Below are 17,758 nucleotides of genomic sequence, written 5' to 3'. Positions count from 1 at the left end.
CGTTTTGCTCGCCGTCGCGAATGACGCAACAACCCGTTCCGAACTCCGGTTCCTAGACCAGCTTCTTGTAGCGCAACCGGTGCGGCTGCGCCGCCTCGTCGCCCAGACGCCGCTTCTTGTCTTCCTCGTATTCGCGGTAGTTGCCGGGGAAGAATTCGACGTGCGAATCGCCCTCGAAGGCGAGGATGTGCGTGGCGATGCGGTCGAGGAACCAGCGGTCGTGCGAGATCACGAACGTGTTGCCGGGGAACTCCAGCAGGGCGTCCTCGAGCGCGCGCAGCGTCTCGATGTCGAGGTCGTTGGACGGTTCGTCGAGCAGCAGCACGTTGCCGCCCTGCAGCAGGGTCTTGGCCAGGTGCAGGCGGCCGCGTTCGCCGCCGGACAGCGTGCCGACCAGCTTCTGCTGGTCCGGACCCTTGAAGTTGAAGCGGCCGATGTAGGCGCGCGACTGGATCTCGATGCCGTTGATCGTGAGGATGTCCGCGCCGCCGGAGACTTCCTGGAACACGTTGTGGTTGCCTTCGAGCTTCTCGCGGCTCTGGTCGACGTAGGCGATGTTGACGGTCTGGCCCTTGGCGATCTCGCCCTTGTCGGGCGTTTCCTGCCCCGTGATCATCTTGAACAGAGTCGACTTGCCGGCGCCGTTCGGCCCGATGATGCCGACGATCGCGCCGGCCGGCACGTTGAAGCTGAGATCGTCGATGAGCAGGCGGTCGCCGAACGACTTCGACACGTTCTTGAACTCGATCACCGAATTGCCCAGGCGCTCGCCCGGCGGGATGAAGATCTCGTTGGTCTCCTGCCGCTTCTGGTAGTCGACCGACTGCAGCTCCTCGATGCGGGCCAGGCGCGCCTTGCCCTTGGAGCGGCCGCCCTTGGCGTTCTGGCGCGCCCATTCCAGTTCGCGCTGGATCGCCTTCTGGCGCGCCTTTTCCTGGCTCTCTTCCTGCTTCAGGCGCTCGTCCTTCTGCTCCAGCCAGGACGAATAGTTGCCCTTCCACGGAATGCCGCGGCCGCGGTCGAGTTCGAGGATCCACTCGGCCGCGTTGTCGAGGAAGTAGCGGTCGTGGGTGACCGCGACGACGGTGCCGGGGAAGTCGTGCAGGAAGTTCTCCAGCCATTCGACCGATTCGGCGTCGAGGTGGTTGGTCGGTTCGTCCAGCAGCAGCATGTCCGGCTTGGACAGCAGCAGGCGGCACAGCGCGACGCGGCGCTTCTCGCCGCCGGAGAGCTTGGCGACGTTGGCCTCCCACGGCGGCAGGCGCAGCGCGTCGGCGGCGACTTCGAGCTGGCGTTCCAGCGCGTGCGCGTCGTTCGCGGCGAGCAGGTTCTCCAGACGCTGCTGCTCGGCGGCGAGCTTGTCGAAGTCGGCGCCTTCCTCGGCGTAGGCCGCGTAGACCTCTTCCAGGCGCTTCTGCGCGCCGATGATCTCCGACACGCCTTCCTCGACGACCTCACGCACGGTCTTTTCGGGATCGAGCTTGGGCTCCTGCTCGAGGTAGCCGATCTTGGTGCCCGGATTGGGGCGCGCCTCGCCGACGAAGTCCTTGTCGACGCCGGCCATGATGCGCAGCACGGTCGACTTGCCGGCGCCGTTCAGGCCGAGCAGGCCGATCTTCGCGCCGGGAAAGAACGACAGCGAGATGTCCTTGATGATCTGCCGCTTCGGCGGAACGACCTTGCTGACGCCGATCATCGTGTAGATGTATTGCATGCCTGACTCCGGGCGAAGGACGCGGCGGCGCTGGTGGCAGCGCCGGGTCCGATGGGAACGGGAAATCCCCGCATTATCGCCGATCGCCGGCCGGTGCGTCATGTTCCGGCCGCCCGACGCGCCATATGCCGCGCCACAAAGCGGTAACATGCGCTCCCCCGCGGCTTGCACAGGTTCCCGTGATGTTCCCGAAGGATGCCCGTATCGAAGGTTTCGACCCCGAGCTCGCCCAGGCGATCGCCGCCGAGCGGCGCCGCCAGGAGGATCACGTCGAGCTGATCGCCTCGGAGAACTACGCCAGCCCGCGCGTGCTCGAGGCGCAAGGTTCGGTGCTGACGAACAAGTACGCCGAGGGCTATCCGGGCAAGCGCTACTACGGCGGCTGCGAGTACGTCGACATCGCCGAGAGCCTGGCCATCGAGCGCGCCAAGCAGCTGTTCGACTGCGACTACGCCAACGTGCAGCCGCACTCGGGCTCGCAGGCCAACCAGGCGGTCTACTTCGCCCTGCTGAGCCCGGGCGACACCATCCTCGGCATGAGCCTGGCCCACGGCGGTCACCTCACGCACGGCGCCAAAGTCAACCTGTCGGGCAAGATCTTCAACGCGGTGCAGTACGGCATCGACCCGGCGACCGGCAAGGTCGACTACGACGAGGTCGAGAAGCTCGCGCTGGAGCACAAGCCGAAGATGATCGTGGCCGGCTTCTCGGCCTATTCGCAGGTGCTGGACTGGGCGCGCTTCCGCGCCATCGCCGACCAGGTCGGCGCGTATCTCTTCGTCGACATGGCGCACATCGCCGGCCTCGTCGCCGCCGGCGTGTACCCGAGCCCGCTGCCGCACGCGCACGTCGTCACCTCGACCACGCACAAGACCCTGCGCGGCCCGCGCGGCGGCATCATCGTCGCCAGGGGGCTCGGCGCGGAGCTGGAGAAGAAGCTGCAGTCGATCGTCTTCCCCGGCATCCAGGGCGGCCCGCTGATGCACGTGATCGCGGCCAAGGCGGTCGCCTTCAAGGAAGCGCTGGAACCGGAGTTCAAGACCTACCAGCAGCAGGTCGTGAAGAACGCGCAGGCGATGGCGAAGACCTTCCTCGCGCGCGGCTACAAGATCGTTTCCGGCGGCACTGAGAACCACCTGATGCTGCTCGACCTGATCGGCCGCGAGGTCACCGGCAAGGACGCCGAGGCCGCGCTCGGCCAGGCGCACGTCACGGTGAACAAGAACGCGGTGCCGAACGATCCGCGCTCGCCGTTCGTCACCTCCGGCCTGCGCATCGGCACGCCGGCGGTGACCACGCGCGGCTACCTCGAGCAGGACTGCGTGGATCTGGCGAACTGGATCTGCGACGTGCTCGACGCGCCCGGCGACGCTGACGTGATCGCGCAGGTGCGCGCGAAGGTCGAGGCGCAGTGCGCCTCGTTCCCCGTCTACGGCGGATAAGCCGCCCCGCACCGAGGCCGAGCCGCTTCCATGCATTGCCCCTTCTGCCAGAACGAAGACACCCGCGTGATCGACTCGCGCGTGTCGGAGGACGGCGCGACGATCCGTCGCCGGCGGGAGTGCGAGCGCTGCGGCGAGCGGTTCAACACGTTCGAGACGGCCGAGATCAAGCTGCCCAGCGTGATCAAGAACGACGGCCGCCGCGAAGCCTTCGACGAACGCAAGCTGCGCACCAGCTTCGACCTCGCCCTGCACAAGCGGCCGGTGCCGCGCGACGCCGTGGACGCGGCGATGCGCGCGGTGATCGACGACCTGCGCAAGAGCGGCGAGCGCGAGGTGCCGTCGCGGCAGATCGGCGAGCTGGTCATGCGCACGCTGAAGAAGCTCGACCAGGTGGCGTTCGTGCGCTTCGCCTCGGTCTACCGCAGCTTCGAGGACGTGCAGGCGTTCCGCGAGGAGATCGAGCGCCTGGAGCGCGACCTGCCGGCCATCGAAGGCCTGCAGCTGCCGCTGCTCGGCGAAGCCGCCGCCGCCGCTCCTGCCAGGAAGCGCTGAGTCCCTGGATGAAGGGATCGGCTCATCCCGCCGTCATTCCCGCGAACGCGGGAATCGCTCGCGCTTTTCCCGAGCCGGACAGGATCAAGTTGCGGTCGCGGCGATGGCGGCGGCCGGTCGCACCATGAACTTTTCCGCGGTCGACCACGCGCTGATGGCGCGCGCGCTGCGCCTGGCCGACCGCGGCCTGTTCACGACGCAACCAAACCCGCGCGTCGGCTGCGTGATCGCGCACGGCGAGCGCATCGTCGGCGAAGGCTGGCACCGGCGCGCCGGCGAACCGCACGCGGAGGTACATGCACTGCAAGCGGCCGGCGATCACGCACGCGGCGGCACCGCCTACGTGACGCTCGAACCCTGCGGCCTGCACGGCCGCACGCCGCCGTGCGCCGACGCGCTGATCGGCGCCGGCGTCGCGCGCGTGGTGGTCGCGAGCGAGGATGCGTTCCAGAACGAGGGGCGCGCGATCGAACGCCTGCGCGCCGCCGGCATCGTGGTCGAGACCGGCCTGATGCGCGACGCCGCGCGCGAGCTCAACCGCGGCTTCTTCGCCCGCGTCGAGCGCGGCCGGCCGTGGCTGCGCCTGAAGCTGGCGATGAGCCTGGACGGACGCACGGCGCTGGCGAACGGCGAGTCGAAATGGATCACCGGCGAGGCGGCGCGTGCGGACGTGCAGCGCTGGCGCGCGCGCAGCTCGGCGCTGCTGACCGGCATCGGCACGGTGCTGGCGGACGATCCGCGGCTGACCGTGCGCGGACTGCAATACGCAGGTCCGCCGCCGCTGCGCGCGGTGCTCGACCGCGACCTGCGCACGCCGCCGGGCGCGCACGTGCTCGACGGCAGCGCGCCGACTCTGATCTTCCACGCTCCGGCGGCACGGCCGGCGCCGGCGGATTTCGGCCGCGTCGAGTGCGTCGCGGTTGAAACCGGCGCCGGCGGCCTCGATCTGTCGCGGGTGCTGGCCGAACTCGGCCGGCGCGGCGTCAACGAGCTGCAGGTCGAAGCCGGGCCCGTGCTGAGCGGATCCCTGTTCGCCGCGGGCCTGGTCGACGAGTGCCTGCTGTACGTCGCGCCGGTGCTGCTCGGCGACACGGCGCGACCCCTGCTGGCTCTGCCGCCGCTGTCGGAAATGGCGTCGCGCTGGCACCTGCGCAGCGTCGAGCGGCGCCAGGTCGGCGACGATCTGCGCCTGCTGCTGCGGCCCCCGAATCAAGCAACGGAGTAGCCATGTTCACCGGAATCGTCCAGGCCGTCGGCCGCATCGCCCGGCGCGAGGAGCGCGGCGGCGACGCACGCATCGTGATCGACGCCGGCGCGCTCGACCTCGCCGACGTTGCGCTCGGCGACAGCATCGCCGTGGCCGGCGTCTGCCTGACCGCGGTCGCGCTCGACGGCACGCAGTTCGCCGCCGACGTCTCCGCCGAGACGCTGCGCCTGACCACGCTCGGCGCGCTTGACGCCGGCGACGCGGTCAACCTGGAGAAATCCCTGCGCCTGGCCGACCGCCTCGGCGGGCACCTGGTGTCCGGCCACGTCGACGGCGTCGGCGCGGTCGCCGCCGTCCACGACGACGGCGGCTCGCAGCGCTGGACGTTCCGCGCGCCGGCGGCGCTGGCGCGCTACATCGCGGTCAAGGGCTCGATCTGCGTCGACGGCACCAGCCTGACCGTCAACGAAGTCTCCGCCGACACCTTCGGCGTCACGCTGATTCCGCACACGCTGGCAGCCACCACCTTCGGCGCGCGCAAGGCGGGCGACGCGGTGAACCTCGAGGTCGACCTGGTCGCGCGCTACGTGGAGCGGCTGTACGGCGAGCGCGGGGTGGCGGCATGAGCTTCGCCACGATCGAAGAGCTGGTGGCCGACATCCGCGCCGGCCGCATGGTCGTCATCGTCGACGACGAGGACCGCGAGAACGAGGGCGACCTCATCATGGCGGCCGCCAAGGTGCGCCCGGAGGACATCAACTTCATGGCGCGCGAGGCGCGCGGCCTGATCTGCCTCGCGCTCAACGAGCAGCGCTGCCGCCAGCTCGGCCTGAAGCCGATGGTTGCCGACAACACCTCGCCGCACCACACCAACTTCACCGTTTCGATCGAGGCGGCCGAAGGGGTCACCACCGGCATTTCGGCGTTCGACCGCGCACACACCGTGCAGGTCGCGGTGCGCCCCGACGCCGGGCCGCAGGACCTGACCCAGCCCGGCCACATCTTTCCGCTGACCGCGCAGCCCGGCGGCGTGCTGACGCGCGCCGGCCACACCGAGGCCGCCTGCGACCTCGCCGCGATGGCCGGCCTGGAGCCGGCCGGCGTGCTGGTCGAGGTGCTGCACGAGGACGGCTCGATGGCGCGGCGCCCCGAGCTGGAGGCGTTCGCGGCGAAGCACGGCCTCAAGATCGGCACGATCGCCGATCTGATCCGCTATCGGCTCGACACCGAGAAGACCGTCGAGCGCACGTACGAAGGCGAGGTGGACACCGAGTTCGGCCGCTTCCGCCTCGTCGCCTACCGCGACCTGCTCGCACGCGAGGCGCATTTCGCGCTGGTGCGCGGCCGCGTCGACGACGGCGCGCCGGTGCTGACGCGCGTGCACGTGCGCAACACCCTGTCCGACGTGCTGCACCTGGAGCGCGAGGATCTCGGCCTGACCGTCACCGCGGCGCTGCGGCGCATCGCCGAGGAGGGGCGCGGCGTGGTGGTGGTGCTCGCCGGCGACGACGGCGTCGACGCGCTGCTCGAGCGCCTGCGCGGCGGCGCGGCGCCGGAGGAGCAGGCCGGTACGCAGTGGCGGCGGCTCGGCCTCGGCGCGCAGATCCTCGCCGATCTGGGCGCCTGCCGGCTGCGCGTGCTCGGCACGCCGCGCAAGCTCGTCGGCCTGGCCGGCTTCGGCCTGGAAGTGGTCGGCTACGAGGAAGCCGGCGCTCGCGCGTCCGCCTAGGGCGCGTCGCCCGCCGCGGCCTGCCGCCGCGCCGCGTCGGTTAAACTGCGCGCCACGAACCGTCCAGATCCCCGAGCAATGCCTACGTTTTCCGGAGAATTGCGCGCGCCCGCCGACGCCCGCTACGCGATCGTCGCCAGCCGCTGGAACCCACGAATCGTCGACGTCCTCGTCGACGGCGCGGTGCACGCCCTGCGCGAGCACGGCGTCGCCGACGACGCGATCGACCTGGTTCGCGTGCCCGGCGCGTGGGAGATCCCGCCGACCGCAGCGAAACTGGCCGCGGGCGGCGAGCGCGCCGCGATCCTCGCGCTCGGCTGCGTCGTGCGCGGCGACACGCGCCACTACGAACACGTCGCCGACGGCTGCGCGCAAGGCCTGATGCGCGTGGCGCTGGACTACCGCATCCCGGTGCTGAACGGCGTGCTCGCCGTCGAGCGCCATGCCGACGCCGAGGCGCGCGCCGGCGGCGCGCACGGCAACAAGGGCGAGGAAGTCGCGCTCGCGGCACTGGAAATGGTCGACCTGTGGAGGCGCCTGTGACGGCCGCTTCGCAGCATCCTTCCGGCGTCGATCTGGCCGCGCGCTCGCGCGCCCGCCGCCGCGCCCTGCAGGCGGTCTACGCCTGGCAGCTCAGCGGCACGCGCATCGACGGCGTGGTCGCGCAGTTCCGCCACGAGCAGGACATGCAGATCGCCGATCTGGAGTACTTCGAGGATCTGGTGCGCGGCGTGGCGCGTGAACACGCCGAACTCGACGCGGCGATGACGCCGTTCCTCGACCGCGAAGTCGACCGCGTCGACCCGATCGAGCGCGCCGCGCTGCGCATCGCCGCCTACGAGCTGCGCTACCGCGTCGACGTGCCGTACCGCGTCGTCATCAACGAGGCGGTCGAGACGACCAAGCGCTTCGGTTCCGAGCACGGCCACACCTACGTCAACGGCGTGCTCGACAAGCTCGCCGGCGTGCTGCGCGGCGCCGAGTACGCCTCGCGCAGCTGATTTCGCGCAAGGAGGCGCGTCCATGTCCGAGTTCGACCTGATCGACCTGATCCGCGCGCGCTGCCCGATCGATCGCGCCGACGTCCGCCTGGGAATCGGCGACGACGCGGCGATCCTGGCGCCGCCGCCCGGCCACGAACTCGTCGTCACGACCGACACGCTGATCGAAGGCGTCCATTTTCCGGCCTCCACCGGCGCGCGCGACCTCGGCTGGAAGGCGCTGGCGGTGAATCTTTCCGACCTCGCCGCGATGGGCGCGACGCCGGCCTGGGCCCTGCTCGCATTGACCCTGCCGCAGGCCGACCGCGCCTTCGTCGCCGATTTCGCCGACGGCTTCGCCGAGCTGGCCGCGCAGCATCGCGTCGCCCTCGTCGGCGGCGACACCACCAGCGGCCCGCTCGGCGTGACCGTCGTCGTGCACGGCTTCGTGCCGCCCGAGCGCGCCCTGCGCCGCGACGGCGCGCGCGTCGGCGACCAGGTCTTCGTCACCGGCGTGATCGGCGACGCCGCCGGCGGCCTGGCCTGCCTGGAGCGGCGCAGCCCGTACCTGCTGGAAGCGTCGGCGGACGCGCGCGCCGCGCTGATCGAGCGGCTCGAGCGCCCGACGCCGCGCATCGCCGCCGGCATCGCGCTGCGCGACGGAGCCACCGCCTGCATCGACGTGTCCGACGGCCTGCTCGCCGACCTCGGCCACATCGCCGAACGCAGCGGCGTCGGCATCGAGCTGGACGCCTGGAAGCTGCCGACCTCGTCCGCCCTGCTGGCGACCTTCGAGGAAAGCGAGCGGCTCGTGCTGCAGGCCGGCGGCGGCGACGACTACGAACTGGCCTTCACCGCGCCGCTCGACCGCGCGACCTCGATCGAGCGCGACCTGGCGCGCGTGGGCTGCGGCGCGACGCGCATCGGCAGCGTGGTCGCCGGACGCGGCGTGCGCCTGCTCGATGCCGGCGGCGGCGAGATCGTGCTGGCGCGCGGCGGCTGGAACCATTTCGCGTGAGGCTCGACGCCGCGCAGCGCCGCGCGATCCTGTCCGGGCCGGCCGGCTGGATCGCCAGCGGTTTCGGCTCGGGCCTGAGTCCGTACGCGCCGGGCACGGCCGGCTCGCTCGCGGCACTGGTGCCGTGGCTGGCGCTGCGCGAGCTGCCGCTGCCGGCCTACGCGCTGGCGCTCGCGCTGGCCTTCGCGCTCGGCGTGTGGGCCTCGAACCGCGTCGTGGCGAAACTGCGCATCGAAGACCCCGGCGTGATCGTCTGGGACGAGTTCGTCGGCCAGTGGATCGCGCTGGCGCCGCTGCTGGCGTGGCCCGCCGGCTGGCCGTGGATCGTCGCCGCGTTCGTGCTGTTCCGCGTGTTCGACGTCTGCAAGCCGTGGCCGGTTTCCTGGGCCGATCGCAGTGTCGGGGGCGGCTTCGGCGTCATGCTCGACGACGTGCTGGCGGGCATCTACGCGGCGCTCGTGCTCGCACTCGCGTTGCACACCTTCTGACCGAGCGGAATCGACCCGTCCCGTCCGAGGCGCGAGCCTCGGCGGGACGGGTCCTGCGGCTTACTGGCAGGTCGCCTGCGGATCGGCGGTCGTGCACGACACCGAGGTGCGGTGCGCGAACACGCCGCTGTAGTTCGCCAGCCGGCCCGGCTGCGCCTGCCTGTTGACGATGTTGTAGGCCATGAAGCCGCTGACCGGCAGGCCGCGCAGGATCTTGCCCGAGGCGTCCGGGGGCAGCGCGTGGGGTTGCACCTCCGGATCGAGATCGAAAGCCGCCCAGCCCGCGTCGGCGTACGGAGCGATGTTCGGGCGCAGCTTCGAGCCGAACACGCCGGAAGGGTCGTCAGGAGCCGTGTCGTTCAGCCAGCTGATCACGTTGACCTCGAACGGCAGGGTGCCCTTCAGTCCACTCAATGGAGGCGGGCCGTTGTTTTCCGGCGGCCACGTCGTTTCGCCCTCTTCGCGGTCGTAGATGATGCCGCGGAATAAGATGTTCGACTCACCATCGAACTCCTCGACGAACGGCGGCATCGCGCCAGCGCCTCCCGTGTAGTAGGTGTCGACGTAGAAACGCTTGGTCGGGAAGGTGACGACCCAGTCGGTATTGGAGCCGAGATTGTCCGAGACGAGATACTCGTTGTAGAGATGGTCGGCCATCAGCACGGCGCTGACCGCGTCGATGCCTTCGTGGTAGTCGAGCTGGAGTGGCGTGCCGCGGTCCGCGAAAACGTGCGCGACGGCACCGAACACCGTCGACTCGTCGCTGTTGGCTGCTCCCAGCAGGGACGGGTGAATCGCCGAACTGGTGAAGATCACCATGTCGCTGAAATCGCTCAGCGCATCGGCGTTGTACGGATAGAAGGTCCCCTGCGTCACGTCGACGATGGCGGCCGAGCCGGCCAGCGTGTCCGTGGGCGCGGTCAGTTCCGCTATTCCGGCGCTGTGCACTTGCTCGCAATCCGCTGGAGTTCCCTCACCGGGCGTTCCGTTCTGCACGTGCCGGATGCGTTCGTCGGTCTCGCTGCCGGGCACGATGTCGCCGATGGTGAGCACGTGGATCGTCCCCTCGCGCACGCGGCTCATGTCGGTCGGACCACCGTCGAGCTGGAAAATGGCGTAGTCGCCGTCGAACCCCGCCGTGCGGAAGCGCAGGCCGGTGGTGCGGATGTCCTCGCCGCCGGGCAGGGAAGCGGGGTACACGCAACTGCGGTCGCTGGTGGTCAGCTTGGCGCCGTCGCCGTCCGCGCTGATGCCGGCGGTCCACACGTCGTGCGGCGAGAGGAACAGGTGCAATTCGCCCAGCACCGGCCGGCCGTTGTAGCCCTCGTAGAAGTCGACGCGCAGGTATTTGCCGACGTCGCCGACGTTGACGAGGGAAATGAGCGTGTCCTGCCCCTTGTTGACGGTGTAGTAGGGGAAGAGCAGCACCTGGCCGAGGCCCTTCGGGTTCAGCGCGACCGCTGTGGCGTCGACACAGGCGCCGGCCAGGGTGAGGCCGGCGATCGTCGCCAATACTCGTCTATTCATCTGCGTTCCTCCTGGTGTCGCGGGATTTCCGGTTTCGCTGAAAGGTGCATCGTCCGCGATGCGCATGGCGGTGCTCCGCGCGAGCGTAGCGTCATGCGCATTGCCGTGCCGTGGCCGGCGCCTCGCCCATGGCGAGGCGGTCAGAAACAGGACCCGTCCGGGGCCGGGGCGACCCCGGACGGCAGGCAGGAAGCGGTCGACCGATGCCGGAACAGGCCGCTGTAGTTCGCCAGCCGGCCGGGTTGTGCCTGCGTGTTGACGATGTTGTAGGCCATGAAACCGGTCACCGGCAGGCCGAACAAGGTCCGGCTCCCGCCGTTCGCCGTTCCGCCGGGCAGGGACTGCTGTTCGTCGTACGCGAAATCCAGACGCGCCCAACCCGTCTGCCAGCCTGGGTAGGTCGGTGCCAGCGTGCGCAGCAGCCGCGAACCGAAAACGGGCGAGACCGTCGGCGCGGCCTCCTCGCCGCGGTGGAAGGCGACGCTGGTGACCTCGTAGGGCATGTTCAGGGGCGGCAGCATGATGGGCGTGCCGCAGACCTGACCGCAGGGATCGGAGACGTACAGCTCCTCGGCGTCGTAGAGATAGTGCATGCCGCGCGCCGCCGCTTCGCCCGGCGCCTGGAATGCCTCGCCGAACGGCAATGCCGGCGCTTCGGGCTCGAGGCCGGGATCGACGTAGAAGCGCTTCGTCGGGAAGGTCAGGATCCAGTCGGTCGCCGCGTTCAGCGATTGGGTCAACAGTACTTCGTTGTAGATCGAGTCGGCCATGAACAGCGCGCTGACCGCGTCGATGCCGCGCGCGTACGTGAACGTCAGCGGCTTGCCGTCGACGAAGACGGTGGCCGGCACGCCGCCGTCGGCGCTGTCCGAATTCGCGCTGCGCAGGTCGTCGGCATCGACGACGGAAAGACTGGTCAGCAGCGGGACGTGCGTGAAGTCGCTGATCGCCTCGGCGTTGTAGGGAAAGTACGTGCCTTCGTCGACGTTGACGATGCCGGCCGAACCGGCCAGCGTGTTCGCCGGCGCGACGAGGTCGGCGACGACGCTCGCCGAATCCAGCTGGCTGCAGTCCGCCGGCGCTCCGGCGCCGGGAGCACCCGTCTGAACGTGCTCGACGATCCGCGCCGTCGGGCTGTCCGGACGGATGTCGCCGTCGGTGATGATCTGCACATGGCCTTCGCGCGTGCGTTCGATCGTCTGCGGGCCGCCATCGGATGCACTCGCGCCCGAGTAGGTGACGCTGGAGAAAGCGATTCCTCCGGCAGGAATCTGCGGCAGCGTGCAGCTGCGGTCACTGCTCACCAGCAGCGCGCCGCCGGTGGCGGAGTCGCTCGCGGTGGTAACCCCGGCAGTCCAGACGTCGTGCGGCGACAGGAACACGAGGAAATCCATCACCACGCGCCCGTTGTAGCCTTCGTGGAAGCGCACGTGGACGGCCTTGCCGACATCGGACACGTTGACGACCGACAGCAGGGTGTCCTGGCCCTTGTTGACCGTGTAGTAGGGAAAGAGCAGCACCTGGCCGAGGCCCTTCGGATTGAGCGTGACCGCTCCGGCGTTCGCGCATGCGCCGGCCAGGACGAGGCCGGCCGCCGTTGCCAATACCTGCTTCTTCATCGCACGTCTCCCTGAGGCTGCGTTCGGTCTCGCTTCGTCCGGTCGTCCAAGCGCTTCGGGCAGGCGCGGGAAGCGCATGTCGCCGCGCCTCCCGGCGCGTGCCGCGGTTCGACGGAGCCGCAGTATACGACCCGGCTCGTATGCCGCGCTGCGGCGGCATTCAGGGCAGCAGCTTGCCCGGATTGAGGATGCCGTCGGGGTCGAACTCGCGCTTGATCGCGCGCATCAGCGCGAGCGCGGTGGCGTCGAGTGCGCGCGGCATGAACTCGCGCTTGGCCAGGCCGATGCCGTGTTCGCCCGAGAGCGTGCCGTCGAGGCGGATCACCGCGTCGAACACCTCGGCGAGCGCGGCGTCGGCACGTGCGAGTTCGGCCTCGTCGCGCGGCAGCAGGTTCACGTGCAGGTTGCCGTTGCCGGCGTGGCCGAAGCAGACGATCGGCAGCGCATGCGCGGCCGCGATCGCGCGCGTGGCGGCGACCAGCTCCGGCACGCGGCTGACCGGCACGACGACGTCCTCGTTGATCTTGTTCGGCGACAGCGTGCGCAGCGCCGGCGACAGCGCCTTGCGCGCGGCCCACAGCGCGGCGACTTCGGCGTCGTTGCCGGCGATCGACAGCTCGATCAGTCCCTCGCCGCGCGCGGCGGCGGCCACCGCTTCCACCGCAGGCGCCAGGGCGTCCGCTTCGCCGTCGACCTCGACGATCAGCATCGCGCCGGCCAGCGGTACCACCTCGCCGCCGTGTGCGCGTGCCAGGCGCAGGCATTCGTCGTCGAGGAATTCCAGGGCGCACGGAGCGACCGGCTGCGCCATGATGCGCGCGACCGCGCGCGCCGCCGCGGCGACGTCGGCGTAGGTCGCGCGCAGGGTGCGCTTCGCCGACGGCAGCGGCACCAGCTTCAAGGTGGCCTCGGTGACCACGGCGAGCGTGCCTTCCGAACCGATCAGCAGGCGCGTCAGGTCGTAGCCGGTCGCGCCCTTGGTGGTCGGAGTGCCGCAGCGGAAGTCTTCGCCGCTGCCGGCGACCGCGCGCAGCGCGAGCACGTTGTCGCGCGTCGCGCCGTACTTCACCGCGCGCGGGCCGCCGGCGTTGCAGGCGATGTTGCCGGCGATGCTGCAGAACGGCGCCGAAGTCGGATCCGGCGGCCAGAACAGGCGGTGCGGCGCGAGCGCGGCCTGCAGGTCGCCGTTGAGCAGGCCGGGCTCGACCACGGCGAGACGATTGTCCGGATCGATCCGCAGCAGGCGGTTCATGCGCTCGAAGCTCGCCACCACGCCGCCGGCGATCGGCACGCTGGCGCCGGTGGTGTTGGTGCCGCGCCCGCGCGCGACCAGCGGCAGGCGGTGTGTGCGGCACAGGCGCACCAGGGCGACGACCTGTTCGTGCGTGGCCGGGAACACCACCGCGTCCGGCATCGCCTGCCGGCGCGAGTTGTCGTAGCCGTAGACCAGGCATTCGGCGGCGTCGGTGCGCAGCGCGTCGGCGGCGAACAGGCGCTGCAGGTCGGCGAGGGCGGCGGACGACAGGGCCATGGTCGGCGATCTCCAAAGACGAGCGTGCGGCGCGCTACTCGGCCGCGTCGCCTTCCACGTACTCGAACACCTTGACCACGCGTTCGACGCCGGCGACGTCGCGGGCGACGCCGACCACCGCGTCGGATTCCTCGTGCGTGACCTTGCCCATCAGATAGACGACGCGATGCGCGGTCGTCACGTTGACGCGGGTCGGATCGAAGCTGCGCAGGCTGGTCAGGTCGAGCAGGGCGGTCTTCACGTGGGCGGTGATGGTGTTGTCGCGGCGGCGCGACCAGAAGCCCTCCGGCTCGCGCACCTCGATTTCGTTGACGATGCGGCGCGTGCCCTCGAAGCCGCCGACGAGCCGCTCGGCGCGCGCCTTCAGTTCCGGCGTGCGCACCTCGCCGACCAGCAGCATCGTGCCGTTGTAGACGACGATGATCACGCTGTTCTTCAGCGCCAGTTCCTTGTCCTTGTTGAGCGAGTCGTAGGCGCTCAGGTAGATGCGCTTGTCGTCGGCCCAGGTACCGACGCCGCGGCGGTCGTGCGCGGCGCTGGCGCCGACGGCGGCGCCGCCGGCCATGGCCAGGAAGCAGCCGCCGAGCAGCGGCAGGGAACAAAGCAGCAACATCCAGGCGAGCGTACGTGTGCGCATGATTTTTCCTCGGCGTCCGTCCGTGGATCGCGGCGATCGAAAGCGGCCGTCCCGGTCGCGTTGTTTCAACAGGCCTCGAAGGCGTTGCGGCGCCAGTCGATCTGCGGCGCATCGGCGCCGTCGGCGATCGCCAGCACGTCGAAGCGGCAGGTGCGGTTCGCCAACGGCGGCCGCTGCGCCAGGTAGACCCCGGCCGCGCGCACGAGTTTCGCGCGCTTCGCCGCGCCGACCGAATCGACGCCACCGCCGTAGCCGCCGCGCACTGCGCCACCGCGACGGTAGCGCACTTCGACGAATACGACGACCTCGCCTTCGCGCATGACCAGGTCGATCTCGCCGTAGCGGCAGGAGAAGTTGCGTTCGACCAGTCCGAGCCCGGCGCGCTGCAGATGCGCCAGCGCGACGTCCTCGTAGTGCGCGCCGGCGACCTGCGTCGCGCTGCCGTCGCGCAGTCCGGTCATTGCATCGGTATCGTATTGAGCGCGCCTTCGGCCGGCTGCGGCATGCCGTTGACGAAACGCGCCCAGCTGACCAGCCGGTGCACGCGGCCGAAGTTGTCCGCGGTGAGTTCGCCGGTGGCGCCGCCGAGGTAGGACTCCGGGTGCGCGATCAGCCAGTCGACGTACGGCAGCAGCGCGTACGCGTCCATGCCGAACGCGAACAGGCGCGCGCCGACGCCGTTCGCGCTGGCGATCTGTCCGGACATCTGGCTGCGCTCGGGCTTGCCCGGCAGCGGGCCGAACAGCCACGGCGCGTCGCAGAACTCGACGCCGTCCAGATCGCGGTCGAGCGTGGCGTTGCTGTCGCCGGAATAGATGTGCGAGGTGGCGAACACCGGTGCGGTGACGTTGGCGATCTTCAGCTGCGGCAGCAGCAGCCGCGCCTGCTGCGGGCGCATGCTGACGAATACCGCGCCGTCGCCGCCGAGGCCTGCGGTGGCCTGCGTGATCGCGGTGGAGAAATTGACTTCCTTCTCGCGCAGCCGCGTCTCGCCGACGACGATGCCGCCGGCCGCCTCGAACTGCGCGCGGAACGCGCGCGCGGCGCGTTCGGCCCAGTCGGCCTCGGCCACGATCACGGACGCGTTGGCGATACCGCGCTCGCGCAGGCGCTCGGCGACCTGCGCGCCCTCGGTTTCCGGCAGCAGGCCGTACTCGGCGCTGCCGGCCGGCGGCACTTCGCCGGTGTCGGGATGGTTCAGGGCCAGCACGCGGGTCGTGAGCGGCTGGTGGAACAGCTGCCCGACCGATTCGCGCTGCAGCGGTCCGACCACGCGATCGGCACCGTCGGCCACGGCTTTCTGGTAGGCCGCGATCGCGTCGGCCGGCGTCTTGCCGGCGTCGTAGATGCGCAGTTCCGGCCGGCGCTCGGGGCTGTCGGCGAAATAGGCGGACAGGAAGCCGTCGCGGATCGCGTTCGCCACGCCCGCCAGCTGCGCGTTCAGCGGCAGCAGCAGGGCGACGCGCCGGGACGGCTGGTAGCCCTCGGCTTCGAGGGCACCGTCCTGGCCGGGCCGCATCGTGCCGACCGGCAGGCTCGGCCGCGGCAGCTCGCGTGCGAGCGCACGGCCCTGCTTGCGCAGCGCCTGCTCCACCCACGGCCGCAGCGGATCGTCCGGCTGCAAGGTGTCGAAGCGTGATTTCAGCGTGTCGGCGTCGAGCTTGGACAGCGTGTCGAGCAGCAGCTGACGGTTCTGCTCGCGATCGGCGCCGGCCAGCAGGCGGTCGAGCCGGGCGCGGGTCTGCGCGGACGAGAACGGATCGCCGGCGGCAACGTCGGCGCGCGCGCGCAGTTCCAGCGCGCGCAGGCGCAGGTTCGCCGGTATGCCTTCGTCGATCATCAGCAAGGCGCGCGCACGCGCGGGATCGCCTTGCTGGAGCGCGATTTCGGCCTCGAGCAGATCCAGCCGCAGCGGTTCCTCGCCGTGCAGGCGGCGGCGCTTGATGTCGTCCAGCGCGCGTGCCGCGCCGTTGAAATCGCCGCGCTCGCGCATCGCCTCGGCGGCGCGCAATTGATAGTGCGCCGCTTCGTCGCCACGGCGCGTGCGCGCCAGATCGAGGAAGGCGCTCGCGGCGCGATCGAAATCGCCCTGCTCGTAGAACTCCTCGGCGCGGTCGGCGTCCGGCGACGCCGCCACCGGCGACGGGCCGGGCTCGGACATCGTCGCGCAGGCCGACAGCAGCAGTGCGAGCAGAGCAGGGGCCGCGCCGCGCGCGAACGTCGAGATTCCCGGCTGGCGTGGCGTCATGGGCGCTCCGAGCGCGAAATGGGCAACGCTGCGATGATAGCCGATCGAGACCGCGTTCCCGGCGGTGCGCTTGGAGAATGATGTGACGAACGGCCGCCTCTGGATCGTCGCCACGCCGATCGGCAACCTCGACGACCTGTCGCCGCGTGCCCGCCAGACCCTGCGCGAGGTCGGTCTGATCGCCGCCGAAGATACGCGGCACAGCGCACCGCTGCTGGCGCAGGCCGGCACGCAGCCGCGCGTGCTCGCCCTGCACGAGCACAACGAGCACGAGCAAGCCGCGCGCATCGTCGAGCATCTGCGCGGCGGCGGCGACGCGGCGCTGATTTCCGATGCGGGCACGCCGCTGGTCAGCGATCCGGGCTATCGCCTGGTGCGCGCCGCGCGTGCGGCCGGCTGCGAGGTGTCGCCGGTGCCGGGTCCGTGCGCCGCGATCGCCGCGCTGTCGGTGGCCGGCCTGCCGAGCGACCGTTTCGTGTTCGAAGGATTCCTGCCGGCCAAGGCTGCGGCGCGCCGCGAACGGCTGCAGGCGCTCGCCGCGGAGACGCGCACCCTGATCTTCTACGAATCCAGTCATCGCATCGTCGAATCGCTGGCGGACCTGCGCGGCGCGTTCGGCGACGCGCGCGAGGCGGTGCTGGCGCGCGAGCTGACCAAGCTGTTCGAGACGGTCATCGCCGCGCCGCTGGGGGAACTTGCCGCGCGCGTCGAGGCCGACGCGAACCAGCAGCGCGGCGAGTTCGTCGTGCTGGTCGCCGGCGCCAGCGGGGAGGACGCCGACGCGCAGCTCGCCGAAGGCCGCCGCGTGTTCGCCCTGCTGCGTGAGGAATTGCCGCCGGCACGCGCGGCCAAGCTCGCCGCCGCGATCACCGGCGCGCCGCGCAAGCGGTTGTACGAGGGCTAGCGGCGCGTCGGCAAGGCTGGGGCCCATGGTGCTTTCCCTTCTCCCTCGGGGAGAAGGTGGCGCGAAGCGCCGGATGAGGGCGCCTTGGAGCGGCCTTGCACGTTTCCCTCACCCGCGCCAGTGGCGCGACCTCTCCCGCGAGCGGGAGAGGGGAACATC

17 protein-coding genes are annotated in these 17,758 nt (G+C 70.7%); 10 read left to right on the top strand and 7 right to left on the bottom strand.

Going from position 1 to position 17,758, the window contains the following annotated elements; genetic code table 11:
• Nucleotides 1-52: 52 nt before the first annotated feature.
• On the bottom strand, nucleotides 53-1,714 hold the full coding sequence (gene ettA, locus ACFO6Q_RS03945; protein WP_380019223.1) for an energy-dependent translational throttle protein EttA: 1,662 nt from the start codon (nucleotides 1,712-1,714) through the stop codon (nucleotides 53-55).
• A gap of 182 nt (nucleotides 1,715-1,896) precedes the next feature.
• Here ettA and glyA point away from each other — a divergent pair, with 182 nt between their 5' ends.
• The 9 genes from glyA (at nucleotide 1,897) to ACFO6Q_RS03900 (ending at nucleotide 9,133) form a co-directional block, all read left to right on the top strand.
• Entirely contained in the window at nucleotides 1,897-3,156 is a 1,260-nt protein-coding gene (gene glyA, locus ACFO6Q_RS03940; protein WP_380019221.1) for a serine hydroxymethyltransferase, read from the top strand.
• Between the two features lie 30 nt (nucleotides 3,157-3,186).
• Nucleotides 3,187-3,711, top strand: a complete 525-nt coding sequence (gene nrdR / locus ACFO6Q_RS03935) for a transcriptional regulator NrdR (RefSeq protein ID WP_380019219.1) — start codon at nucleotides 3,187-3,189, stop codon at nucleotides 3,709-3,711.
• Nucleotides 3,712-3,835: 124 nt separating this feature from the next.
• Complete coding sequence (gene ribD / locus ACFO6Q_RS03930) at nucleotides 3,836-4,936, top strand: bifunctional diaminohydroxyphosphoribosylaminopyrimidine deaminase/5-amino-6-(5-phosphoribosylamino)uracil reductase RibD (protein ID WP_380019218.1); 1,101 nt, start codon at nucleotides 3,836-3,838, stop codon at nucleotides 4,934-4,936.
• 2 nt (nucleotides 4,937-4,938) lie between these two features.
• On the top strand, nucleotides 4,939-5,544 hold the full coding sequence (locus ACFO6Q_RS03925) for a riboflavin synthase (protein WP_380019217.1): 606 nt from the start codon (nucleotides 4,939-4,941) through the stop codon (nucleotides 5,542-5,544).
• Nucleotides 5,541-6,647 carry a 3,4-dihydroxy-2-butanone-4-phosphate synthase gene (gene ribB / locus ACFO6Q_RS03920; protein ID WP_380019215.1) on the top strand — a complete coding sequence of 369 codons (1,107 nt, stop codon included), beginning with the start codon at nucleotides 5,541-5,543 and terminating at the stop codon, nucleotides 6,645-6,647. The genes ACFO6Q_RS03925 and ribB overlap by 4 nt, the downstream gene beginning before the upstream one ends.
• A gap of 78 nt (nucleotides 6,648-6,725) precedes the next feature.
• Nucleotides 6,726-7,190, top strand: a complete 465-nt coding sequence (gene ribH, locus ACFO6Q_RS03915; protein ID WP_380019214.1) for a 6,7-dimethyl-8-ribityllumazine synthase — start codon at nucleotides 6,726-6,728, stop codon at nucleotides 7,188-7,190.
• Nucleotides 7,187-7,648: a transcription antitermination factor NusB gene (gene nusB, locus ACFO6Q_RS03910; protein WP_380019213.1), complete on the top strand. Its 462-nt coding sequence runs from the start codon at nucleotides 7,187-7,189 to the stop codon at nucleotides 7,646-7,648. Before ribH ends, nusB begins: the two co-directional genes overlap by 4 nt.
• Nucleotides 7,649-7,670: 22 nt before the next feature.
• Complete coding sequence (thiL, locus tag ACFO6Q_RS03905) at nucleotides 7,671-8,645, top strand: thiamine-phosphate kinase (RefSeq protein ID WP_380019212.1); 975 nt, start codon at nucleotides 7,671-7,673, stop codon at nucleotides 8,643-8,645.
• Nucleotides 8,642-9,133 (top strand): phosphatidylglycerophosphatase A family protein, encoded by a 492-nt coding sequence (locus ACFO6Q_RS03900; protein ID WP_380019211.1) that lies wholly within the window; start codon nucleotides 8,642-8,644, stop codon nucleotides 9,131-9,133. The genes thiL and ACFO6Q_RS03900 overlap by 4 nt, the downstream gene beginning before the upstream one ends.
• 60 nt (nucleotides 9,134-9,193) lie before the next feature.
• Here the strand turns inward: ACFO6Q_RS03900 and ACFO6Q_RS03895 are convergent, their stop codons facing one another.
• The 6 genes from ACFO6Q_RS03895 to ACFO6Q_RS03870 all read right to left on the bottom strand — a co-directional run bounded on the left by ACFO6Q_RS03895 (nucleotide 9,194) and on the right by ACFO6Q_RS03870 (nucleotide 16,695).
• Nucleotides 9,194-10,660 (bottom strand): hypothetical protein, encoded by a 1,467-nt coding sequence (locus tag ACFO6Q_RS03895; protein ID WP_380019210.1) that lies wholly within the window; start codon nucleotides 10,658-10,660, stop codon nucleotides 9,194-9,196.
• A gap of 140 nt (nucleotides 10,661-10,800) precedes the next feature.
• Nucleotides 10,801-12,279: a hypothetical protein gene (locus ACFO6Q_RS03890; RefSeq protein WP_380019209.1), complete on the bottom strand. Its 1,479-nt coding sequence runs from the start codon at nucleotides 12,277-12,279 to the stop codon at nucleotides 10,801-10,803.
• Between the two features lie 160 nt (nucleotides 12,280-12,439).
• Complete coding sequence (locus ACFO6Q_RS03885) at nucleotides 12,440-13,810, bottom strand: FAD-binding oxidoreductase (protein ID WP_380019208.1); 1,371 nt, start codon at nucleotides 13,808-13,810, stop codon at nucleotides 12,440-12,442.
• A gap of 34 nt (nucleotides 13,811-13,844) precedes the next feature.
• Entirely contained in the window at nucleotides 13,845-14,447 is a 603-nt protein-coding gene (locus tag ACFO6Q_RS03880) for a BON domain-containing protein (protein WP_380019207.1), read from the bottom strand.
• 65 nt (nucleotides 14,448-14,512) lie between these two features.
• Nucleotides 14,513-14,908, bottom strand: a complete 396-nt coding sequence (locus ACFO6Q_RS03875; RefSeq protein WP_380019206.1) for a YraN family protein — start codon at nucleotides 14,906-14,908, stop codon at nucleotides 14,513-14,515.
• Nucleotides 14,905-16,695 (bottom strand): penicillin-binding protein activator, encoded by a 1,791-nt coding sequence (locus tag ACFO6Q_RS03870; RefSeq protein ID WP_380019205.1) that lies wholly within the window; start codon nucleotides 16,693-16,695, stop codon nucleotides 14,905-14,907. The genes ACFO6Q_RS03875 and ACFO6Q_RS03870 overlap by 4 nt, the downstream gene beginning before the upstream one ends.
• Nucleotides 16,696-16,777: 82 nt before the next feature.
• On the opposite strand from ACFO6Q_RS03870, the gene rsmI reads away from it, so the two are divergent.
• Entirely contained in the window at nucleotides 16,778-17,599 is an 822-nt protein-coding gene (rsmI, locus tag ACFO6Q_RS03865; RefSeq protein ID WP_380019204.1) for a 16S rRNA (cytidine(1402)-2'-O)-methyltransferase, read from the top strand.
• Nucleotides 17,600-17,758: the final 159 nt, after the last annotated feature.

Origin of the sequence: Dokdonella ginsengisoli, from assembly GCF_042652785.1 — a bacterium.
Taxonomy (GTDB): domain Bacteria; phylum Pseudomonadota; class Gammaproteobacteria; order Xanthomonadales; family Rhodanobacteraceae; genus Dokdonella_A; species Dokdonella_A ginsengisoli.
The sequence above is the reverse complement of the archived record's forward strand: the minus strand, read 5'-3'. Positions and strand labels throughout refer to the sequence as shown.